Annotated in this window: 11 protein-coding genes; 3 read left to right on the forward strand and 8 right to left on the reverse strand. The window is 64.8% G+C overall.

The genetic code is table 11. The features are described 5' to 3' along the window. The first annotated feature begins 196 nt into the window (after window positions 1–196). Window positions 197–1,108: an MBL fold metallo-hydrolase gene (locus tag AZF01_RS14565; RefSeq protein WP_024706691.1), complete on the forward strand. Its 912-nt coding sequence runs from the start codon at window positions 197–199 to the stop codon at window positions 1,106–1,108. Here AZF01_RS14565 and ppdK read toward each other — a convergent pair. From ppdK to AZF01_RS14585, 4 genes are all read right to left on the reverse strand, one after another. Continuing rightward, window positions 1,099–3,789: a pyruvate, phosphate dikinase gene (gene ppdK / locus AZF01_RS14570; protein WP_024706692.1), complete on the reverse strand. Its 2,691-nt coding sequence runs from the start codon at window positions 3,787–3,789 to the stop codon at window positions 1,099–1,101. The genes AZF01_RS14565 and ppdK overlap by 10 nt on opposite strands. Before the next feature lie 129 nt (window positions 3,790–3,918). Then, entirely contained in the window at window positions 3,919–7,380 is a 3,462-nt protein-coding gene (locus AZF01_RS14575; RefSeq protein ID WP_024706693.1) for a chromosome segregation SMC family protein, read from the reverse strand. A gap of 84 nt (window positions 7,381–7,464) precedes the next feature. Continuing rightward, a complete protein-coding gene (locus AZF01_RS14580; RefSeq protein WP_024706694.1) occupies window positions 7,465–8,136 on the reverse strand; it encodes a DsbA family protein in 672 nt (223 codons plus the stop codon). Between the two features lie 109 nt (window positions 8,137–8,245). Then, the gene (locus AZF01_RS14585; RefSeq protein ID WP_024706695.1) at window positions 8,246–8,776 is read right to left on the reverse strand and encodes a DUF721 domain-containing protein; all 531 of its coding nucleotides are present in this window, start codon (window positions 8,774–8,776) and stop codon (window positions 8,246–8,248) included. A 186-nt stretch (window positions 8,777–8,962) separates the two neighbouring features. Between AZF01_RS14585 and mutY the strand changes: the two genes are divergently transcribed. Together mutY and AZF01_RS14595 are read left to right on the forward strand one after the other, a co-directional pair. Then, window positions 8,963–10,039 carry an A/G-specific adenine glycosylase gene (mutY, locus tag AZF01_RS14590; RefSeq protein WP_036235981.1) on the forward strand — a complete coding sequence of 359 codons (1,077 nt, stop codon included), beginning with the start codon at window positions 8,963–8,965 and terminating at the stop codon, window positions 10,037–10,039. Further along, a complete protein-coding gene (locus tag AZF01_RS14595) occupies window positions 10,036–10,650 on the forward strand; it encodes an HAD family phosphatase (RefSeq protein WP_024706697.1) in 615 nt (204 codons plus the stop codon). Before mutY ends, AZF01_RS14595 begins: the two co-directional genes overlap by 4 nt. 172 nt (window positions 10,651–10,822) lie before the next feature. Here the strand turns inward: AZF01_RS14595 and AZF01_RS14600 are convergent, their stop codons facing one another. The 4 genes from AZF01_RS14600 to AZF01_RS14615 all read right to left on the reverse strand — a co-directional run bounded on the left by AZF01_RS14600 (window position 10,823) and on the right by AZF01_RS14615 (window position 16,504). Continuing rightward, window positions 10,823–11,950, reverse strand: coding sequence for a site-specific DNA-methyltransferase (locus AZF01_RS14600; protein ID WP_024706698.1), 1,128 nt, complete (start codon window positions 11,948–11,950; stop codon window positions 10,823–10,825). A 355-nt stretch (window positions 11,951–12,305) separates the two neighbouring features. Then, window positions 12,306–13,364: a glycerol dehydrogenase gene (locus tag AZF01_RS14605; RefSeq protein ID WP_024706699.1), complete on the reverse strand. Its 1,059-nt coding sequence runs from the start codon at window positions 13,362–13,364 to the stop codon at window positions 12,306–12,308. A 55-nt stretch (window positions 13,365–13,419) separates the two neighbouring features. Continuing rightward, window positions 13,420–14,955, reverse strand: coding sequence for a xylulokinase (locus tag AZF01_RS14610; RefSeq protein ID WP_024706700.1), 1,536 nt, complete (start codon window positions 14,953–14,955; stop codon window positions 13,420–13,422). Further along, window positions 14,948–16,504 (reverse strand): FAD-binding oxidoreductase, encoded by a 1,557-nt coding sequence (locus AZF01_RS14615; protein ID WP_245308956.1) that lies wholly within the window; start codon window positions 16,502–16,504, stop codon window positions 14,948–14,950. Before AZF01_RS14615 ends, AZF01_RS14610 begins: the two co-directional genes overlap by 8 nt. Window positions 16,505–16,510: the final 6 nt, after the last annotated feature.

A 16,510-nucleotide genomic window follows, 5' to 3' on the forward strand; every position in this document is an offset into this window, starting at 1 on the left:
CGCAGCGCGCCTGCGCCGTGGAACGACAAGCCTCTTATCAAAGCTCTTGCCGGGCGACAACGGCTAAATCGGGCGACGGTCAGTGTTTTTGCCGCCCGGAAAGTCTGAAGCCGGCTTCGGCGGCCTTGCAATTTGCCGGTTCGATGTCAGATAGGGGGCATCGGCGGCCACGGAACGCTGCGGGAGGAAAGTGAGAATGCGAGAGGCGCAATCGCAACAGGCATTCGACCCGGCCTATGGCCGCGCTGTCCGGATCGCGGACGGCATTTTTCGGCTGACGGCAGAAAACCCCTCGCCCTTCACCGCGCACGGCACGAACGGCTACATGCTCGGCAACCGGTCCCTCACGATCATCGACCCCGGTCCGGACATCGCGGGACATTTCGACATCTGGATGAAGGCGATCGACGGGCGAAAGGTCGCCGGGATTGCCGTCACCCACACCCATCTCGACCACACGCCGATGGCCCACCGCCTGAAGGCCGAAACCGGCGCGCCGATCCTCGCCTTCTCGCCCCACCGCGCCGCCCGTCCCCTGCACGACGGCGAGGAGAACCCCTTTGCCGAGAGTTCCGACACGGCGCTCGCCCCGGATATCACGCTGGCCGACGGCGGGCGCTTCGAAGCCGACGGCTTCGTGCTGCAGGCCGTCCACACGCCGGGCCACACCGCCAACCACCTCTCCTTCGCGCTGGAAGGCACGCCCTATCTTTTCTCCGGCGACCATGTGATGGGCTGGTCGACCACCATCGTCGCGCCGCCCGACGGATCGATGGGCGACTATATGGCCTCTCTCGAAAAGCTTCTCGCGCGGCCGGAGAGCGTCTACCTGCCGGGCCATGGCGGGCCGGTCGCCGGCGCCCACGGCTTTGTCCGCGGCATCCGTTCGCACCGGCTGATGCGCGAGCGGGCAATCCTCGAGCGCCTTGCGGCCGGCGACGAGACGATCGCCGAAATGGTCAAGGTAATCTACCGCACCACCAGCGAGAAACTGCACGGCGCGGCCGCGCTTTCCGTGCTCGCCCACCTTGAGGCGCTGGTCGAGCGCGGCAGCGTTTTGACGGACGGCCCGCCTCTTATTGCCGGTCGCTACCGGCTTCAGGGCTGAGATTTGCCCCTCTCCTCTGCCTGCCTGACGGTCGCCTGGGCCGCGGCAAGCCGCGCGGTCGGCACGCGGAAAGGCGAGCAGGACACATAGTCGAGCGCGAGACCTTCGCAGAAGCGGATCGACACCGGATCGCCGCCATGTTCGCCGCAAATGCCGACCTGAAGATCCGGCTTGGTCTGCCGGCCCCGCTCGGTGGCAAGCCGCATCAGTTCTCCCACGCCGTCGAAATCGAGCGAGATGAACGGATCACGCTCGATGATGCCCTTCTTCTGGTAGGTTCCGAGAAAGCCCGGCGCATCGTCCCGCGAAAGCCCGAAGGTCGTCTGCGTCAGGTCGTTGGTGCCCAGCGAGAAGAAGGCAGCCGTCTCGGCGATCTCATGCGCCCTCAAGGCCGCGCGCGGCAGCTCCACCATCGTGCCGACGAGATAGGAAATCGCCATGCCGCTTTCTTCCATCACCGCATGGGCGACGTCGTCTATTCGCCCCTTCACATATTCAAGCTCGGCGCGCAGGCTCACAAGCGGCACCATGATCTCCGGGACGACCGGTTCTCCGGTCGCGCGGGCAGCCGCGATCGCGGCTTCGAAGATCGCGCGGGCCTGCATCTCGGCAATCTCCGGATAGGAGATCGCCAGCCGGCAACCGCGATGGCCGAGCATGGGATTGAATTCGTAGAGCGCGTCGAGCCTGTGGCGCAGCTTGTCGGTCTCCATGCCGAGCGCCTCGGCCACATCCGCCACCTCGTCAGCCGTCTTCGGCAGGAACTCGTGCAAGGGCGGGTCGAGCAGGCGGATCGTCACCGGCAGGCCGTGCATGATGGTGAAGAGTTCCTCGAAATCGGCCCGCTGCATGGGCAGGAGCTGGTCGAGCGCCTCGCGCCTGCCCTCCTCCGTTTCCGCCAGGATCATCCGCCGCATCATGCGGATGCGGCCGCCGTCGAAAAACATGTGTTCGGTGCGACAGAGCCCGATGCCCTCCGCGCCGAAATCGCGCGCGGCGCGGGCATCGCCCGGCGTATCGGCGTTGGTTCGCACCTTCATGCGGCGCACCGCGTCGGCCCATTCCATCAGCCGCTGAAAATCGCCCGACAGCGCCGGTTTCTGCGTCGGCGCCGCGCCCTTCATCACCCGACCGGTGGCGCCGTCGATCGTCACCGTGTCGCCGGGATGCAGCATCGCGCCGTTCAACCCGTGGAGAATATTGGCGAAGCGGTCGACGCGCATATTGCCCGCGCCGGTCACGCAGGGCACGCCCATGCCGCGCGCCACCACCGCCGCATGGCTTGTCATGCCGCCGCGCGTGGTCAGCACGCCGATCGCCGCCGTCATGCCGTGAATATCCTCCGGGCTCGTCTCGGTGCGCACGAGGATGACCTTGCGGCCCTCCGCATGGGCGGAGATCGCCGCCTCGGCAGTGAACACGATCTCGCCGGTGACCGCCCCGGGCGACGCCGGCAGGCCGGAGCCGATCTGGGTACCCTTGTAGCCCGGCCTGATGGTTGGATGCAGCATCTGGTCGAGCGTTGCCGGGTCGACGCGGATGATCGCCTCCTCGCGCGTGATCAGCCCCTCGTCGGCCATGTCCATGGCGATCTTCATCGCCGCGCCCGCCGCGCGCTTGCCGGCGCGCGTCTGCAACATGTAGAGCCTGCCGCGTTCGATGGTGAATTCCATGTCCTGCATGTCGCCGTAATGACGCTCGAGCCTCGCCGAAACGGTCTCGAGCTCGCCGAAAGCCTCCGGCATCAGCTTTTCCAGAGACGGCTTCTCGCCGCCCGAGGCTATGCGGCCAGGCTCGGTCACGCTTTGCGGCGTGCGGATGCCGGCAACCACGTCCTCGCCCTGGGCATTGACCAGGAATTCGCCGTAAAGCGCCTTCTCGCCGGTCGAGGGGTTGCGGGTGAAGGCCACGCCCGTGGCCGAATCATTGCCGAGATTGCCGAACACCATCGCCTGGATGTTGACGGCCGTGCCCCATTCGAAGGGGATGTTGTGCAGGGCGCGATAGGTCGTCGCCCTGGCGCTGGTCCAGCTTGAGAAGACCGCCGAGATCGCGCCCCAGAGCTGTTCATAGGGGTCCTGCGGAAAGGCCGAGCCCAGTTCCTCCTCAAGCAGTTCCTTGTAGCTTGCGACCACGTCTTCCAGCTGGCCGGCCGTCAGTTGCGTCTCATAGGCATGGCCGAGCTCGGACAGTCGGTCCTCAAGGAGCTCCTCGAAGAATTCCTGATCGAGCCCCAGCGCCACATCGGCGTACATCTGGATGAAACGGCGATAGCTGTCCCAGGCAAAGCGGGCATCGCCGGTATCTTCGGCCAGAAGCTGAACCGTCTCGTCATTGAGGCCAAGATTGAGCACCGTGTCCATCATGCCGGGCATCGAGACCCTGGAGCCTGAACGCACCGACAGAAGCAGCGGATGCTTGCTGCGCCCGAAGAGCCTGCCGGTCACCCGTTCGACCTGCGCCAAACCTTCCGAGACCTCGTCCTTCAGTCCGTCCGGAAAGGTCTTGCCGTGCTCGTAGAAATAACGGCAGACATCGGAGACCACGGTCAGTCCGGGGGGCACGGGCAATCCCATGCGCGCCATCTCGGCGAGGCTCGCGCCCTTGCCGCCCAGTCGATCCCGGTCAATCTCGTGTTCTTCCGCCTCGCTGAAACCGAAACCGTAAACCCAGTTCGCCATTCGTCCGCCCGGTTGCCGGGCGCGATGCCCGTCTTCACTCTGTCTTTGCTGGACGTTAGAGCATCGCAGCCGAAATGAGAATTGGACAAAAGAGAAAAAACCCCGAGGCGGATGCCGGCCGGGCCGCAGTCAGACTTCCTCCACCAGTCTCTCCGCCGTCCTGAGGTCAACGGAGACCAGTTGCGAGACCCCCTGTTCGGCCATCGTCACCCCGAAAAGCCGGTCCATGCGCGCCATGGTGATCGGATTATGGGTGATGACGACGAAGCGGGTCTCGGTGGTCGCGGCCATTTCGTCGAGCAGGTTGCAGTAGCGCTCGACATTGTGGTCGTCGAGCGGCGCGTCGACCTCGTCCAGCACGCAGATCGGCGCCGGATTGGTGAGGAAGACGGCGAAGATCAGCGCCATCGCCGTCAGAGCCTGCTCGCCGCCCGAGAGCAGCGTCATCGTCTGCGGCTTCTTGCCGGGGGGACGGGCCAGGATTTCGAGCCCGGCTTCCAGCGGATCATCCGATTCGATCAGCTGCAATTCCGCCATGCCGCCGCCGAACAGATGCACGAACAGCCGCTGGAACTGCTCGTTGACCTCGTCGAAGGCGGCAAGCAGGCGCTCGCGCCCCTCGCGGTTGAGGCTCTGGATCGCGCCGCGCAGCTTGCGGATGGCATCGAGAATATCGTCGCGCTCGCGCACCAGTTCCTCGAGCTTGCCGGAAAGCTCCGCCTGCTCCTCCTCGGCGCGCAGATTGACCGCGCCGAGACGCTCACGCTCGACCTTGAGGCGCTCCAGCGCGCGTTCCACGGCGAGCGGGTCCGGCAGGTCGGCGTCCGGCGCCAGGCCCGTCAAGCGGAAGGCCTCGTGCGGCGCAACCTCCAGCACTTCGCGGATGCGCGCCTCGGACGCCTCGCGCCGCTCGCGCGCGGAAACCAGCCGCTCTTCGGCGCGGCCGCGCTTTTCGCGCGCCTCGGCAAGGTCGGCAAGCGCCTTGGCGGCGTGACGATCAGCCTCGCGCTGGGCCTCCTCGGCCTCGGCGAGGCGGTCGGCGGCAGATTTGCGCGCCTCCTCGGCCGTTTCGAGTTCGCGGATCAGCTGGCGACGCCTGTCTTCCAGTTCTTCCGGCGCTTCCTCCAGTCCCTCCAGTTCGTCGCGGGCCTCGTCCTCGCGCGCCCTCAGCGTCGCGATCTGGGCCTCCGCGCCTTTCGCCCGGTTCTGCCAGCTTGCCCGCTCCTGGCCGATCGCCACGATGCGGCGCTTGCGGGCATCGTTCTCGCGCATCAGCCCGTCATGGCGGGCGCGGGCCTCGGCGAGTTCGCCGCGCAGCCGGGCGACTTCCACCCCTTGTGCGGCAAGACGTTGCTCGAGCGCGGAAAAGTCAGGCGCTTCGGCTAGCTGCGTTTCCGCCTCCTCCGCCCGCACCGCAACATCCTCAAGCTGGGCGGCAAGCTGGCTGCGGGTCTCGGCCACCACGTCACGGCGGCGCACCAGTTCGCCCGACGCCCGCTCGGCCTCGCCAAGGGCAGCGCGGGCGTCAGCGACCAGACGCCCGGCCATGCGAACCTTCTCGCGCGCGGCGGCAAGCCCCGTCTCGGCGTCTCGAACCGCCTCGCCCGCCTGCTGCTGGCGCTGTTCGGCATCTTCCAGCGTGACCTCCGCTTCGCGCCGTTCGTCTTCAAGTGTCGCCAGCCGGTTCTTCTGGGAAAGGCGCAGTGCCGCGGCGCTCGGCGCATCAGCGCCCTTCACATGACCGTCCCAGCGGAACACGGCGCCGGCGCGGGTGACCAGTTCCTGCCCCGGCGAAAGCGACGCCATCATCGCCTCGCCCTCGCCCTCTTCGACCAGGCCGACCTGCCTGAGACGCCGCATCACCGCATCCGGCGCCTCGACCAGTTCGCTGATCGGCCGGCAGCCGGACGGCAGCGGCGGGTCGTCCGCGCCGTCGCCATTTCCGTGCCAATGAGCCGGGGCCTCGGCCTCCAGCGGCGTTTCAAGATCATCGCCGAGCACCGCGCCAAGCGCCGTCTCAAACCCCTGTTCGATGCTGAGAAGATCGGCAAGCGGGGTGAAGTCGCCGGCGGCCGCACTGGCTGACAGCATCTTCGAAATCGTGCGCGCCTCTGTTTCGATCTCGGAGAGCTGGGCCTTGGCCTGCTCCACCGGTTGGCGGGTCAACGCCTCGTTGCGGCGCGCCTCGGCAAGGTGTTCCTCGGCCGTTTCCTCGCCGCCCTGGGCCTCCTCCTCGCTCATCTCGGCGGCTTCCAAGGCCTCGCGCTTTTCCGCCGGATCCGGCAAAGCGGAGATCCTGGCGGATATGCCGTCAAGCTCGCTGTCGGCCTCGCTGACCTGCCTTTCAAGCCGTTCCCGACGGGAAGCAAGATCGGCTATGGCGCGCTCAAGCTGGGCGCGCGTGGCTGCGGCTTCGGCGCGTTCCGCCGTCAGCGCGGCGAAAACGCTTTCGTTCTCCGAAAGCCTGGCAGCAGCGTCCTCCATGGTTTCGCGCGCCGCCGCAACGTCCTCTCCGGAGAAATCGAGCAGTTCGGAAAGCTCGGCCTCTTCGGCATCGAGCCGTTCCAGGATCGCGCTGTTGTCTTCGATCATCGCCTCTTCGCGGCGGATATCCTCGGCAAGCTGCAACAGGCGGCGAGACAACTCGTCGCGGCGGCGCATCATCCGCGCGGCATCATCATCGAGTTGCCGCCGGGCGATCTGCAGGCGCTGCAGCGTCGCCGCCGCCCTGACCTCGGCGTCGCGCAGTTCCGGCGTCTTCAGGCCGGCCACGGCCTGGGTCTTCGCCGCCTCCATCTGCTGGTTGGCGCGCTCGGCAACGGCGGAGGTCAGCTGGTTGAGCGCGCTCGTCGCCTCGCCTTCCATGTTCTTGGCTTCGACCCAGCGCAGATGCAGAAGGATGGCGTCATGGGCGCGGATATCGGCTGAGAGCGATTTGTAGCGCGTCGCCTGCCGCGTTTGCCGCTTCAGGCTTTCGATCTGGCTTGAAAGCTGGGCCGTGACGTCCTCGAGGCGTTCCAGGTTGCTCTCGGCCGCGCGCAGGCGCAATTCCGCCTCGTGGCGACGCGAGTAAAGCCCGGAAATGCCTGCCGCCTCTTCCAGCAATTGCCGGCGTGCCTGGGGCTTCGCCTGGATCAGCTCGCCGATCCGCCCCTGCCCGACCATGGAGGGCGAGCGCGCGCCGGTGGAGGCATCGGCGAACAGAAGCTGGACGTCCTTGGCGCGGGCCTCCTTGCCGTTGATGCGGTAGAGCGAGCCCTGCTCGCGCGTGATGCGCCGCGAGACCTGGATTTCGTCGCTGTCGTTGAAGGCCGCCGGCGCGGTGCGGTCGGCATTGTCGATGTGCAGGCCGACCTCAGCGGAATTGCGGGCGGGACGGCTGCCGGAGCCGGAAAAGATCACGTCGTCCATGCCGGAAGCGCGCATGTTCTTGTAGGAATTCTCGCCCATCACCCAGCGCAGGGCTTCGACAAGGTTGGACTTGCCGCAGCCATTGGGCCCGACGACGCCCGTCAGTCCGGGCGCGATGACGAAATCGCTCGCCTCGACGAAGGACTTGAAACCGACAAGACGCAGGCGCTCGAATTTCATCAGCCGGCATCCCGCGGGCGACACCCGGACACAGAATAGTGCGCACCTTTGCCGGCGCGCGCCAAAAAATCAGCGAACGTTAACTCAGAGCATGCTGTCGATAAGGGCCGACATAGTGTCAACCGACATGTCCCCCGAATATTTCTTGCCGTTGATCAGGAAGGTCGGCGTCGCGCTGATGCCGAATTCTTCCGCCCCGCGTTCTCTAACCGAATTTATCTCATCGAGCAGCTTCTGGTCCGTCAAGCAGGCCTGGAAGCTTTCCTGTGTAAAACCGGCGAGTTTCGCCATCTGCAGCATCGCGGCGCTGCCATCCTCGGCGGTGGCCCAGGTTCTCAGCTGCGACAGCATCATATCCATGAAGGGCACATATTTGCCGTTCGGCGCGCAGCGGGCCAGCATGAAAGCGGCCATGGCGCGCGGATCGAAGGGGAATTCGCGGAAGATGTAATAGACCTTGCCGGTATCGATATAGTTTTCCTTGATCGCCGGGAAGGTGTTTTCCTGATAATTGGCGCAGTGCGGGCAGGTCATCGACAGATATTCGATGATCTTGACCGGCGCATCTTCCTCGCCCATGGCGATTTCCGGAAGCGGGCCGGGTTCCAGCGCCTTATCCATGTCGACATTGCCCTGGCTTGCGGGCACGTTGCCGCTCTGGGCAAAGGCGGAGGGGGCAAGGGACAGTCCTGCCACCGCGCCGCCGGCGGCAACACCGCGCAAAAGGGTCCGCTTTGTGATCTCGAATTCAGCCATCTTCGGTTACTCTCATCTGGTTTCCCGTCTCATCTTCACTAGCGACCGGGGCAAGGTTGTACAAGCCGTCAGCCCGTCCTTCAAACAGATGTGACCGCCGCGTGTTGCCTCATCCCTTGCCGCGGCCGCCGGCCTGTTCCTTCCTGCGTTTCTCGCTCATCACGCCCGCGCCGAGCCGCATGATCGCCGCGCGCAGCTTTTCCGACTCGATGCCCTGAAGGCGCGCCTCCAGGTCGCGCGCCTCGGCGGGGGAAAGCTCCGGTGGCCTTCTGCGCCGTCCGCCCGGCGGCTGCACGGGCTTCTGCACCACCTTGATGCGATCGATCGCCGAAAAGCCGAAAAAGCCGTTGACCCGGTGGACGAGTTCGCCCTGCGCATGGGTCAGGAACAGAACGCGTGCGCCCTCGCAGGCAATCGTCAGGCAACCCGGCCTGAAGCCCCCATCCTCGCTTTCGGAGGCGCGTCTTGGCCAGGTGATCTTTTCCGGCCGCGAGAAATCGGCATAGGCCTCGCCGGCAATTTCCTCCCATGCGCTCAGAAGCGCGGTTGAAATGCCGGCGCGGCGCGCAAGGATCGGATCGATGAGGCTGTTGGCCACATCGGCGATCTGGCTGGCGTTTCGCGGGCGGGACGGGCGCATGATTTCCAAGCCTTCGCAGGACCGGCCGCTTCATGCGGCAGAAGGTGGAAGGACAATAGAGAATTTGCTCCGCAATGAACAGGGAGAAGCAAAAAAGCGCAGGCGATTCCGCACCGGGAACTTGCCCGGCATCGGCCTTCCGCGATAAGTCGTGAAAGCCCCGCATGCATCTTGACGTCAGGACCTATGGATCATTTCGCCCGCAAGCTTCTCGCCTGGTATGACCGCCACCACCGGGACCTGCCCTGGCGCGTCAGCCCCGCCGACAAGGCGGAAGGCGTCGCGCCCGATCCATACCATGTCTGGCTTTCCGAGATCATGCTGCAGCAGACCACGGTGCAGGCCGTCCGTCCCTATTTCGACAAGTTCCTTTCGCGCTGGCCGAAGGTCGTCGACCTTGCCTCAGCCGATACGGACGCCGTGATGGCCGCCTGGGCGGGGCTCGGCTATTACGCCCGCGCACGCAATCTGAAGAAATGCGCCGAAGTGCTGGCGAGCGACCGTGGCGGGCGGTTCCCCGATACGTTCGACGGCCTGAAGGCGCTGCCCGGCATCGGCGACTACACGGCGGCGGCGATCGCCGCCATCGCCTTCGACCGGCCGGAAGCCGTGGTCGACGGCAATGTGGAACGGGTGGTCACGCGGCTTTTCGCAATCGAGACGCCCCTGCCCTCGGCCAAACCGGAAATCCGCGCCCGCACGAAAGAAATGACGCCGGAAGAACGCCCCGGCGATTTCGCCCAGGCGATGATGGATCTCGGCGCGACGCTGTGCACGCCGAAGCGACCGGCCTGCGTGCTCTGCCCCCTGCGCGAGGAATGCGCCGCGCTCGCTGGTGACGATCCACAGCGTTTTCCGCTGAAGATGCCAAGGGCCGCCAAGCCGGTGCGCCGGGGAGCCGCCTTCGTTGCCGAGACCCCGGACCGGCGGATATTGCTGAGAACGCGTGAGACCAAGGGGCTTCTCGGCGGCATGGCCGAGGTGCCGACGACCGGCTGGACGGCCCGGCTTGACGGCAAGACCGGAGCCGATGCCGCGCCCTTTGCCGCCAAATGGTCCGCGAAGGGCGAGATCGTCCATGTTTTCACCCATTTCGAACTCAGACTTGCCGTCTTTCATGCGGAACTTGCCGAACGGGAAGTTTCGAACGGCCGCTGGACGGCGATCGCAGCCCTTGGTGAAGAAGCGCTTCCCAGTGTAATGAAGAAGGCAATCACGCAGGCTATACCCGATGCATTCAAGGCCAGCAGGGAGATACCATGACCACTGAAATCCGCCACATCGTCTACGACATCGGCCATGTGCTGGTGCATTACGACCCGCTCGTGCCGTTCTCGCGCATCATTCCGGATCCGGAAAAGCGCGCCCGCTTCTTTGCCGAGGTCTGCACCGATGCCTGGAACCACGAGCAGGACAGGGGTCGCCCCTGGCCCGAGGCCGAGGCCGAAGCGATTGCCCGTCATCCGGAAGAGGCCGAGAATATCCGCGCCTTCCGTGCCCACTGGGACGAGATGATCCCCTATGCCTACGAGGATTCCGTCGCGCTCTACCAGTCCCTGATCGCCGCCGGCCATGACGTGACGCTTCTGACGAATTTCGCGCCCGATACGTTCCGCATCTGCCGCACGCGCTATCCGTTTCTGGATGAAGGACGCGGGATCACTGTCTCCGGCGAGGTTGGCATGGTCAAACCCGACCGCGACATCTTCGACCGCCATGCCGAAACCTTCGGCATCGCGCCCGAGGCGACCCTGTTCATCGATGACAAGGCCGTCAATGTGGAAGGCGCGAAGACCGCCGGGTGGAACGCGGTGCGCTTTACCGGCGCTGATGCGCTGAAAGCCGATCTCGCCAGTTTCGGGATTACCGCCTGAAGCCGCCGGAAACGCAACCGGGCCCGGCGGATGCCAGGCCCGGAAATGTGCCGCGTGTCGTTCGGAGGTCGCCAACCGCTACGCCGCTGCAGGGAACAGATCAACCTGTAAACGAAATTCGTAAACAATCTCTATATATGGTTGATGAAATCCTAATACAGGCTTTGTGAAATCAGGTGCCGGCCATGGCGGCGCGGATGCGCCCGCGCAACCGGTCGATCGGGTAACGCTCTCCGTCTTCCTCATAATGCCAGAAGGTCCAGCCATTGCAGGCCTCCGCCCCCTGAATTCGGGCGCCGAGCCGATGGATCGAACCGCTGTCTCCGCCGCTCGCAAGCGTGCCGTCGGCCCTTACATGCGCCGCGAGGTCGCCCTTTGGCGACGTCAGCCGGTCGCCGGCCGAAAGAAGTCCGCTTTCGATCAGCGACAGAAAAGCCACGCGCGGCAGAGATTTCTTGCTCGGCGTCGGCGCCAGCATCTCGTCGGAGAGCGGCTCGACTTCGGCGATGCGGGCGGTTGCCGCATCGATATAGGCCTGCTCGCGCTCCACGCCGACGAAATGGCGACCGAGGCGCTTGGCAACCGCCGCCGTGGTGCCGGAGCCGAGGAAGGGATCGAGCACGACATCGCCCGGCTTCGTCGAGGACAGGATGATGCGCGACAGAAGCGCCTCGGGCTTCTGGGTCGGATGCGCCTTCCTGCCGTCCTCGCCTTTCAGCCGCTCGCCGCCGGAGCAGATCGGAAACAGCCAGTCGGAGCGCATCTGAACATCATCATTGGCTGCCTTCATCGCGTCATAGTTGAAGGTATAGCCGCGCGCATCGGCATCCGGGCTTGCCCAGATCATTGTCTCATGCGCGTTCTGGAACCGCCTGCCCTTGAAGTTCGGCATCGGGTTGGTCTTGCGCCAGACGATATCGTTGAGGATCCAGAAACCGAGGTCCTGCATCTTCGCGCCGACGCGGAAAATATTGTGATAGGAGCCGATGACCCAGATCGTGCCGTTCGGTTTCAGCACGCGGCGGCAGGCGAGCAGCCAGGCCGTGGTGAAGGCATCATAGGCCTCGAAGGAGGCGAAGCGGTCCCATTCATCATCGACGGCATCGACCTTCGACTGGTCCGGCCGGTGAAGAACGCCGCCAAGCTGGAGATTATAAGGGGGATCGGCAAAAATCGCGTCGACCGAATGATCCGGCAGCGCTTCGAGCGCGGCAACGCAATCGCCCTTGATGATGGTGTCAATCCATGACGCGCGCGCTGGCGACGCCGCCTTCGACTTAAGGGCAGTGACCGGAACCATGTGTTACTCGCTTAAACAGGTACTCAACAACTGGTGACTGTCCGGATTCTCGCCTGTTTTGGTTACCAAAGCGTTGAGGAAGGCTGACAAAGCGAAACTGGCGGGGTCGATCAGCCCCGACCGAACGCGCCGGCGCGGGCATACCATACCTCGGCGGCACGGCCGCCCCGCCAGACACCCGAAAATCCAGCGAACAGGCTAAACGCCGCGCGTCGGAGATGCAAAAAAGGCAGCGGCGCGTCCTGTCGCGTCCCGGTGGCGGCGCGGTCGGCCGCCTCGGCACGCTTGTGGGGCTCCGGCGAGCCGGGCAGGAAGCCTGGGGAACAGCGGCCGGCCAAGTCCCGAAACGAGCATGTCACGTAGCGAGGCGCAGAATGGCCCGTTCCAGCGTGGCCGGCGTGACCGCAGAACGGAAATTGCCGATATAGGGCGCGCTGTCGCAGGCCGTCTGCGCAATGATGGCGGCATCTTCTCTTGCGGCGCCGAGCGCGGCAAGCGAGGTCGGAAGTCCGACGCCGGAGCAAAACGCCGTCAGCCTGGCGAGAAGATCCTCCTGCCCCCCTTGCAACACAAGCTGAACGAGAAGGCCGAAGGCCACCTGTTCGCCGTGAAGCCTGCCCGAAAGCGCCGGAATGGCGGAAAGGCCCCTTGTCAGCGAATGCGCGATCGAAAGCCCGCCATTCTCGAAGGCCAGCCCGCTCATCAGAACGACGGCCTCAACGACATCTTCCAGTTCCGGGGTCACGGTATTTGCCTCCACGGCTTTCGCTGCGCCGTGCCCGTGGGCGATCAGGACATCAAAACACGTGTCAGCCAGTCTCTGGACCAGAAGCGTCTGCCGGCCTCCGAAGAAATTGGCTGCACCTGCCCGCACCGCCTCTTCCACCTCGAACTTCTTTGAAAGCGCATCGCCGAGACCCGCGACGAAAAACCGGACCGGAGCATTGGCGATGATCTGCGTGTCGACGATAACCGCTTCGGGGTTCCTCGCCATCATGCGCACCGATTCAATCACGTGGTCCGCAGTGTAAAGCACGGAAAGGCGGGATGTCGGGCTGTCATTGGACGCGATCGACGGGACGATGACGACCGGGAGGCCGCATATGGCCCCGGCCCCCTTTGCAACGTCGATTGCTTTCCCGCCGCCCATCCCGATGACGACATCGGCGCCTTTCGACCTGACTTCCGTTGCGACCTTGTCGATCTCCTCCGCGGTGCACTCGCCCGAAAATTCCGCGAAGCTGACGTCGGACCCCAGCAATGCCGCAATCCGTTCCCGGAACAATCCAAGGACGACGCTATCGGCGACGAGAAGCGGGATCCTGCCGCTTTGTTCGACAACGGCCGGGAGTTCGTCAAGGGCGCCTGCCCCCTGTACATAAAGATGCGGAGACCCGAATTTGCGCAGTGTCATGAGATCGCTCCTCCCGGAAGGCGTATGGACGTCATGTTGAATGAAAACGCCGGCATCAGCCCGGGGCCAGGCCCCGGAGTTCGGCAAGTCTGTGGTTTATGGGCGCGAGCGCCTTCTGGATATCGCAATAGGTCCTGAAACCCTCGGCATAATAGGCTGCCCGTGAGGGTTCCGGCATGATCGTATCCCTGACGCCGATCACCTGCGCGGCGGCATAGGGGTCCGGGAAGGCGCCGATGCCGATCCCGGCGACCAGCGCCGCGCCGAACGAGGCATCGCCATTGCCCGGCAACTCGATCCTGATGTCCAGCACATCCGCGACGATTTGCGACCACAACCGGCTTTTCGCGCCCCCGCCGATAAGGCGCGCGGCCTTCATGTTCAGGCCGAGCGCGCAAAAGGCGTTCAGGCAATCCCGCAGAGAATAGGCGACGCCCTCGTAAAGCGCGCGGACCAGAGCCCCGCGCGAATGGTTGAAGCCGAGGCCGACAAAATCGGCCCTCAGGAGCGGGTCCCAATGCGGGCTGCGCTCGCCGTTGAGATAGGGGTGAAAAAAGAGACCCTCCGCGCCCGCCCGCACGCCGGCCGCTTCCCTGTCCAGATCGCCGAAGCCACTCCCCTCGCCCCCCGATCGCTGATCGGTCAAAATCCGCCGAAGCCAGGCATGGGCCGAGGCGCATGAATTGGTGCCGGCGATCGTATAATAGGCATCGGGGACGATATGCGGATAGTTGATCACGGTTGCCTCGGGCCGGGGGCGGCGCGACAGCAGGCTGACGGTCGCGGCGGTGGCGAGCTTGACGACGCCCAGCCCCTCCTCGAGCATTCCGGCGCCATAGGTTTCCGCAGCGGTGTCGGAGGCCCCGCAAACAACGGGGGTTCCGGGCTTCAGGCCCGTGAGGGAGGCCGCCTGCGTGGTCACGCATCCGCAAACGCTGAGCGTCGGCCGGATCGGGGGCAAGGTATGCAGCGGCCAGCCGATCATGTCGCAAAGGTCGGCGGACCAGGATTTTCCGTCCGCGCATGCCATCATCGTGCCCACGGCGTCGATCGGGTCCGTCTCCCATGTGCCCGTGAGATTCTTTCTCAGCCAGTCCTTCGCAAGGTACAGCCTGGAGACGCGCGTGAACGCATCCGGCTCGTTGCGCTTCAGCCAGAGCATCTGCGGCAATGTCCAGGTCGGATTCACGCTGTTTCCGGCGATGCGAAGGATATCCGCTCCGGCCTGCCGGCGAAGCTCCTCCGTCTCGGCCCCGGCGCGCTGGTCATTCCAGAGAATGGCGGGGCGTATCACCGTGCCGCCGGCGTCTTCCAGCACCTGCGTGTGGGCGCCGGCGGTGATCGCGACGCCGCCGATTTCCGCATTTCCGGCCCGGCCCACGATCTCCCGCGTTGTTCTGGCGAGAGCCTCCATCCATTCGCCCGGGGCCTGTTCGCTCCACCCTGGACGGGGCGACATTGTTCTGATCGGCGCGCTGCTTTCGGCAAGGACGGCGCCATCCAGCCCGATCAGGGTCGATTTCAGGGAGCCCGCACCGAGATCGATGCCCAGAAGGCCGAAAGCGGATGCGCCCGGGGAGCGGTCAGCCATGGGGCACACTCACGGCGCCGTCGGGCGCCTTCATGCCGACCTTCCCCGGATTCATAAGATTGTCGGGGTCAATCGCCGCCTTCAGCGACTGTAACAGCTTCAGGCCTCCGCCGAGTTCGCGTTCCAGCCACGCATTGCGGAAGATGCCGACGCCGTGATGGTGCGAAATGGTTCCGCCATAGTCCAGCGCCAGCGTTTCGGCGCAATCCCAAAGCCGTGCGTGAATGCGCATTGCCTCGTCGGAAGGCATTGGCGGCAGGCGCATCGTCATGTATTGGCAGGCGCCCTCGGGATAGATGTGGGACCAGTGGGCGCCGAAATAGGTCGACGGATATATCTCCTTCACCTTCGCCCTGATCGCCTCGTACAATGACGGCAGAACGGACCATCTGGCGGCGATCTCTATCGTGTCGTTGTAATAGCCCTTGGCTTGCCAGACCTGGGAATAGACGAAGAAGCGGTTCTTCTTCCAATGACGGTAAGGCTCATTGTCGGCAATGATCGCGCCATGCCTCCTGGCGATGGCCAATGCCAGTTCCTCCTCGGCGCCGGCCAGAGGCGCCTGTCCGCAAAAGGCATAGATCGCAAGGATCGGATGATCGTCGAAACCGGACAGGCCTTCCATCCGCTCGCTGCTCTCCGCCTCGTCGTAAATCCGGGCGATCTGCGGACGGATTTCCGCCTGCATGATCTCCCGGGCGCAATCAAGCGCCGCCGCCAGCGTCGGAAAAGCAAGGGTCACGCCGCGCTCGACCTCGGGTTTCCTGTAGATCCGCAGTGTAACGGTGTCGACAATTCCAAACCCGCCCTCCCCGCCGATCAGGATGTCCGCGACGGAGGGACCGGCCGCGCGCCGCGGCACCGGCCGCACCATGAGAGGCGAACCATCGGGCATGACGGCTGACAGGCCGATCACGATATCCTCGATCTTGCCATAGCGGCTCGAGGCCTGACCGCCTCCTCGGCATGCGACCCAGCCCCCGACGGTGGAAATTTCCATGGATTGCGGATAATGGCCGCAGGTATAGCCCTTCTCGTTGAGCGCCTGCTCGAACGCCGCACCGTTCATGCCGGCCTCGACCGTGACCATGGCATCCTCGGCATCGAAAGACAAAATCCGGTCGAGACGACGCAGATCAATCGTCATCTCGCGACTTATCGGAATGGCTCCCCCAAGCACGCCGGAACCGTTCCCGAACGGGATGATCTGCACCTTGTTCTCGAAGGCGAATTTGACGATCTCCGCCAGTTCCGCCCGGGTGCCGGGCCTGACGACGAGGCGCGGCAGCACGCCGGCCAGCCGGCCCTCCCGCGCACAAAAATTGGCATATGGCAGACGGTCATGGGCGTAGTCCCGACGGGCCGCCTCGTCGGTCAAGACATGCTCCCCCCCGACGATTCGCGCCATCGCCAAGGCAATCGCATCCCGTTCATCCCCGCCTAGATTCCTGCTCATAAATCCCCCTCCGCCACCAGCTTCTTCTTGCTGACGGGCCAATATCCTCACGAACAATCGTTTGTTCAATGCGATACTAGCGACGCCCTCCACTGCTGT

This window comes from Martelella sp. AD-3 (assembly GCF_001578105.1).
Taxonomy (GTDB): domain Bacteria; phylum Pseudomonadota; class Alphaproteobacteria; order Rhizobiales; family Rhizobiaceae; genus Martelella.

Excerpts from the sequence above, each read along its gene's own strand:
- AZF01_RS14565 (WP_024706691.1), top strand. The coding sequence starts at position 197 with ATGCGAGAGGCGCAATCGCAACAGGCATTCGACCCGGCCTATGGCCGC.
- ppdK (WP_024706692.1), bottom strand. The coding sequence starts at position 3,789 with ATGGCGAACTGGGTTTACGGTTTCGGTTTCAGCGAGGCGGAAGAACAC.
- AZF01_RS14575 (WP_024706693.1), bottom strand. The coding sequence starts at position 7,380 with ATGAAATTCGAGCGCCTGCGTCTTGTCGGTTTCAAGTCCTTCGTCGAG.
- AZF01_RS14580 (WP_024706694.1), bottom strand. The coding sequence starts at position 8,136 with ATGGCTGAATTCGAGATCACAAAGCGGACCCTTTTGCGCGGTGTTGCC.
- AZF01_RS14585 (WP_024706695.1), bottom strand. The coding sequence starts at position 8,776 with ATGCGCCCGTCCCGCCCGCGAAACGCCAGCCAGATCGCCGATGTGGCC.
- mutY (WP_036235981.1), top strand. The coding sequence starts at position 8,963 with ATGGATCATTTCGCCCGCAAGCTTCTCGCCTGGTATGACCGCCACCAC.
- AZF01_RS14595 (WP_024706697.1), top strand. The coding sequence starts at position 10,036 with ATGACCACTGAAATCCGCCACATCGTCTACGACATCGGCCATGTGCTG.
- AZF01_RS14600 (WP_024706698.1), bottom strand. The coding sequence starts at position 11,950 with ATGGTTCCGGTCACTGCCCTTAAGTCGAAGGCGGCGTCGCCAGCGCGC.
- AZF01_RS14605 (WP_024706699.1), bottom strand. The coding sequence starts at position 13,364 with ATGACACTGCGCAAATTCGGGTCTCCGCATCTTTATGTACAGGGGGCA.
- AZF01_RS14610 (WP_024706700.1), bottom strand. The coding sequence starts at position 14,955 with ATGGCTGACCGCTCCCCGGGCGCATCCGCTTTCGGCCTTCTGGGCATC.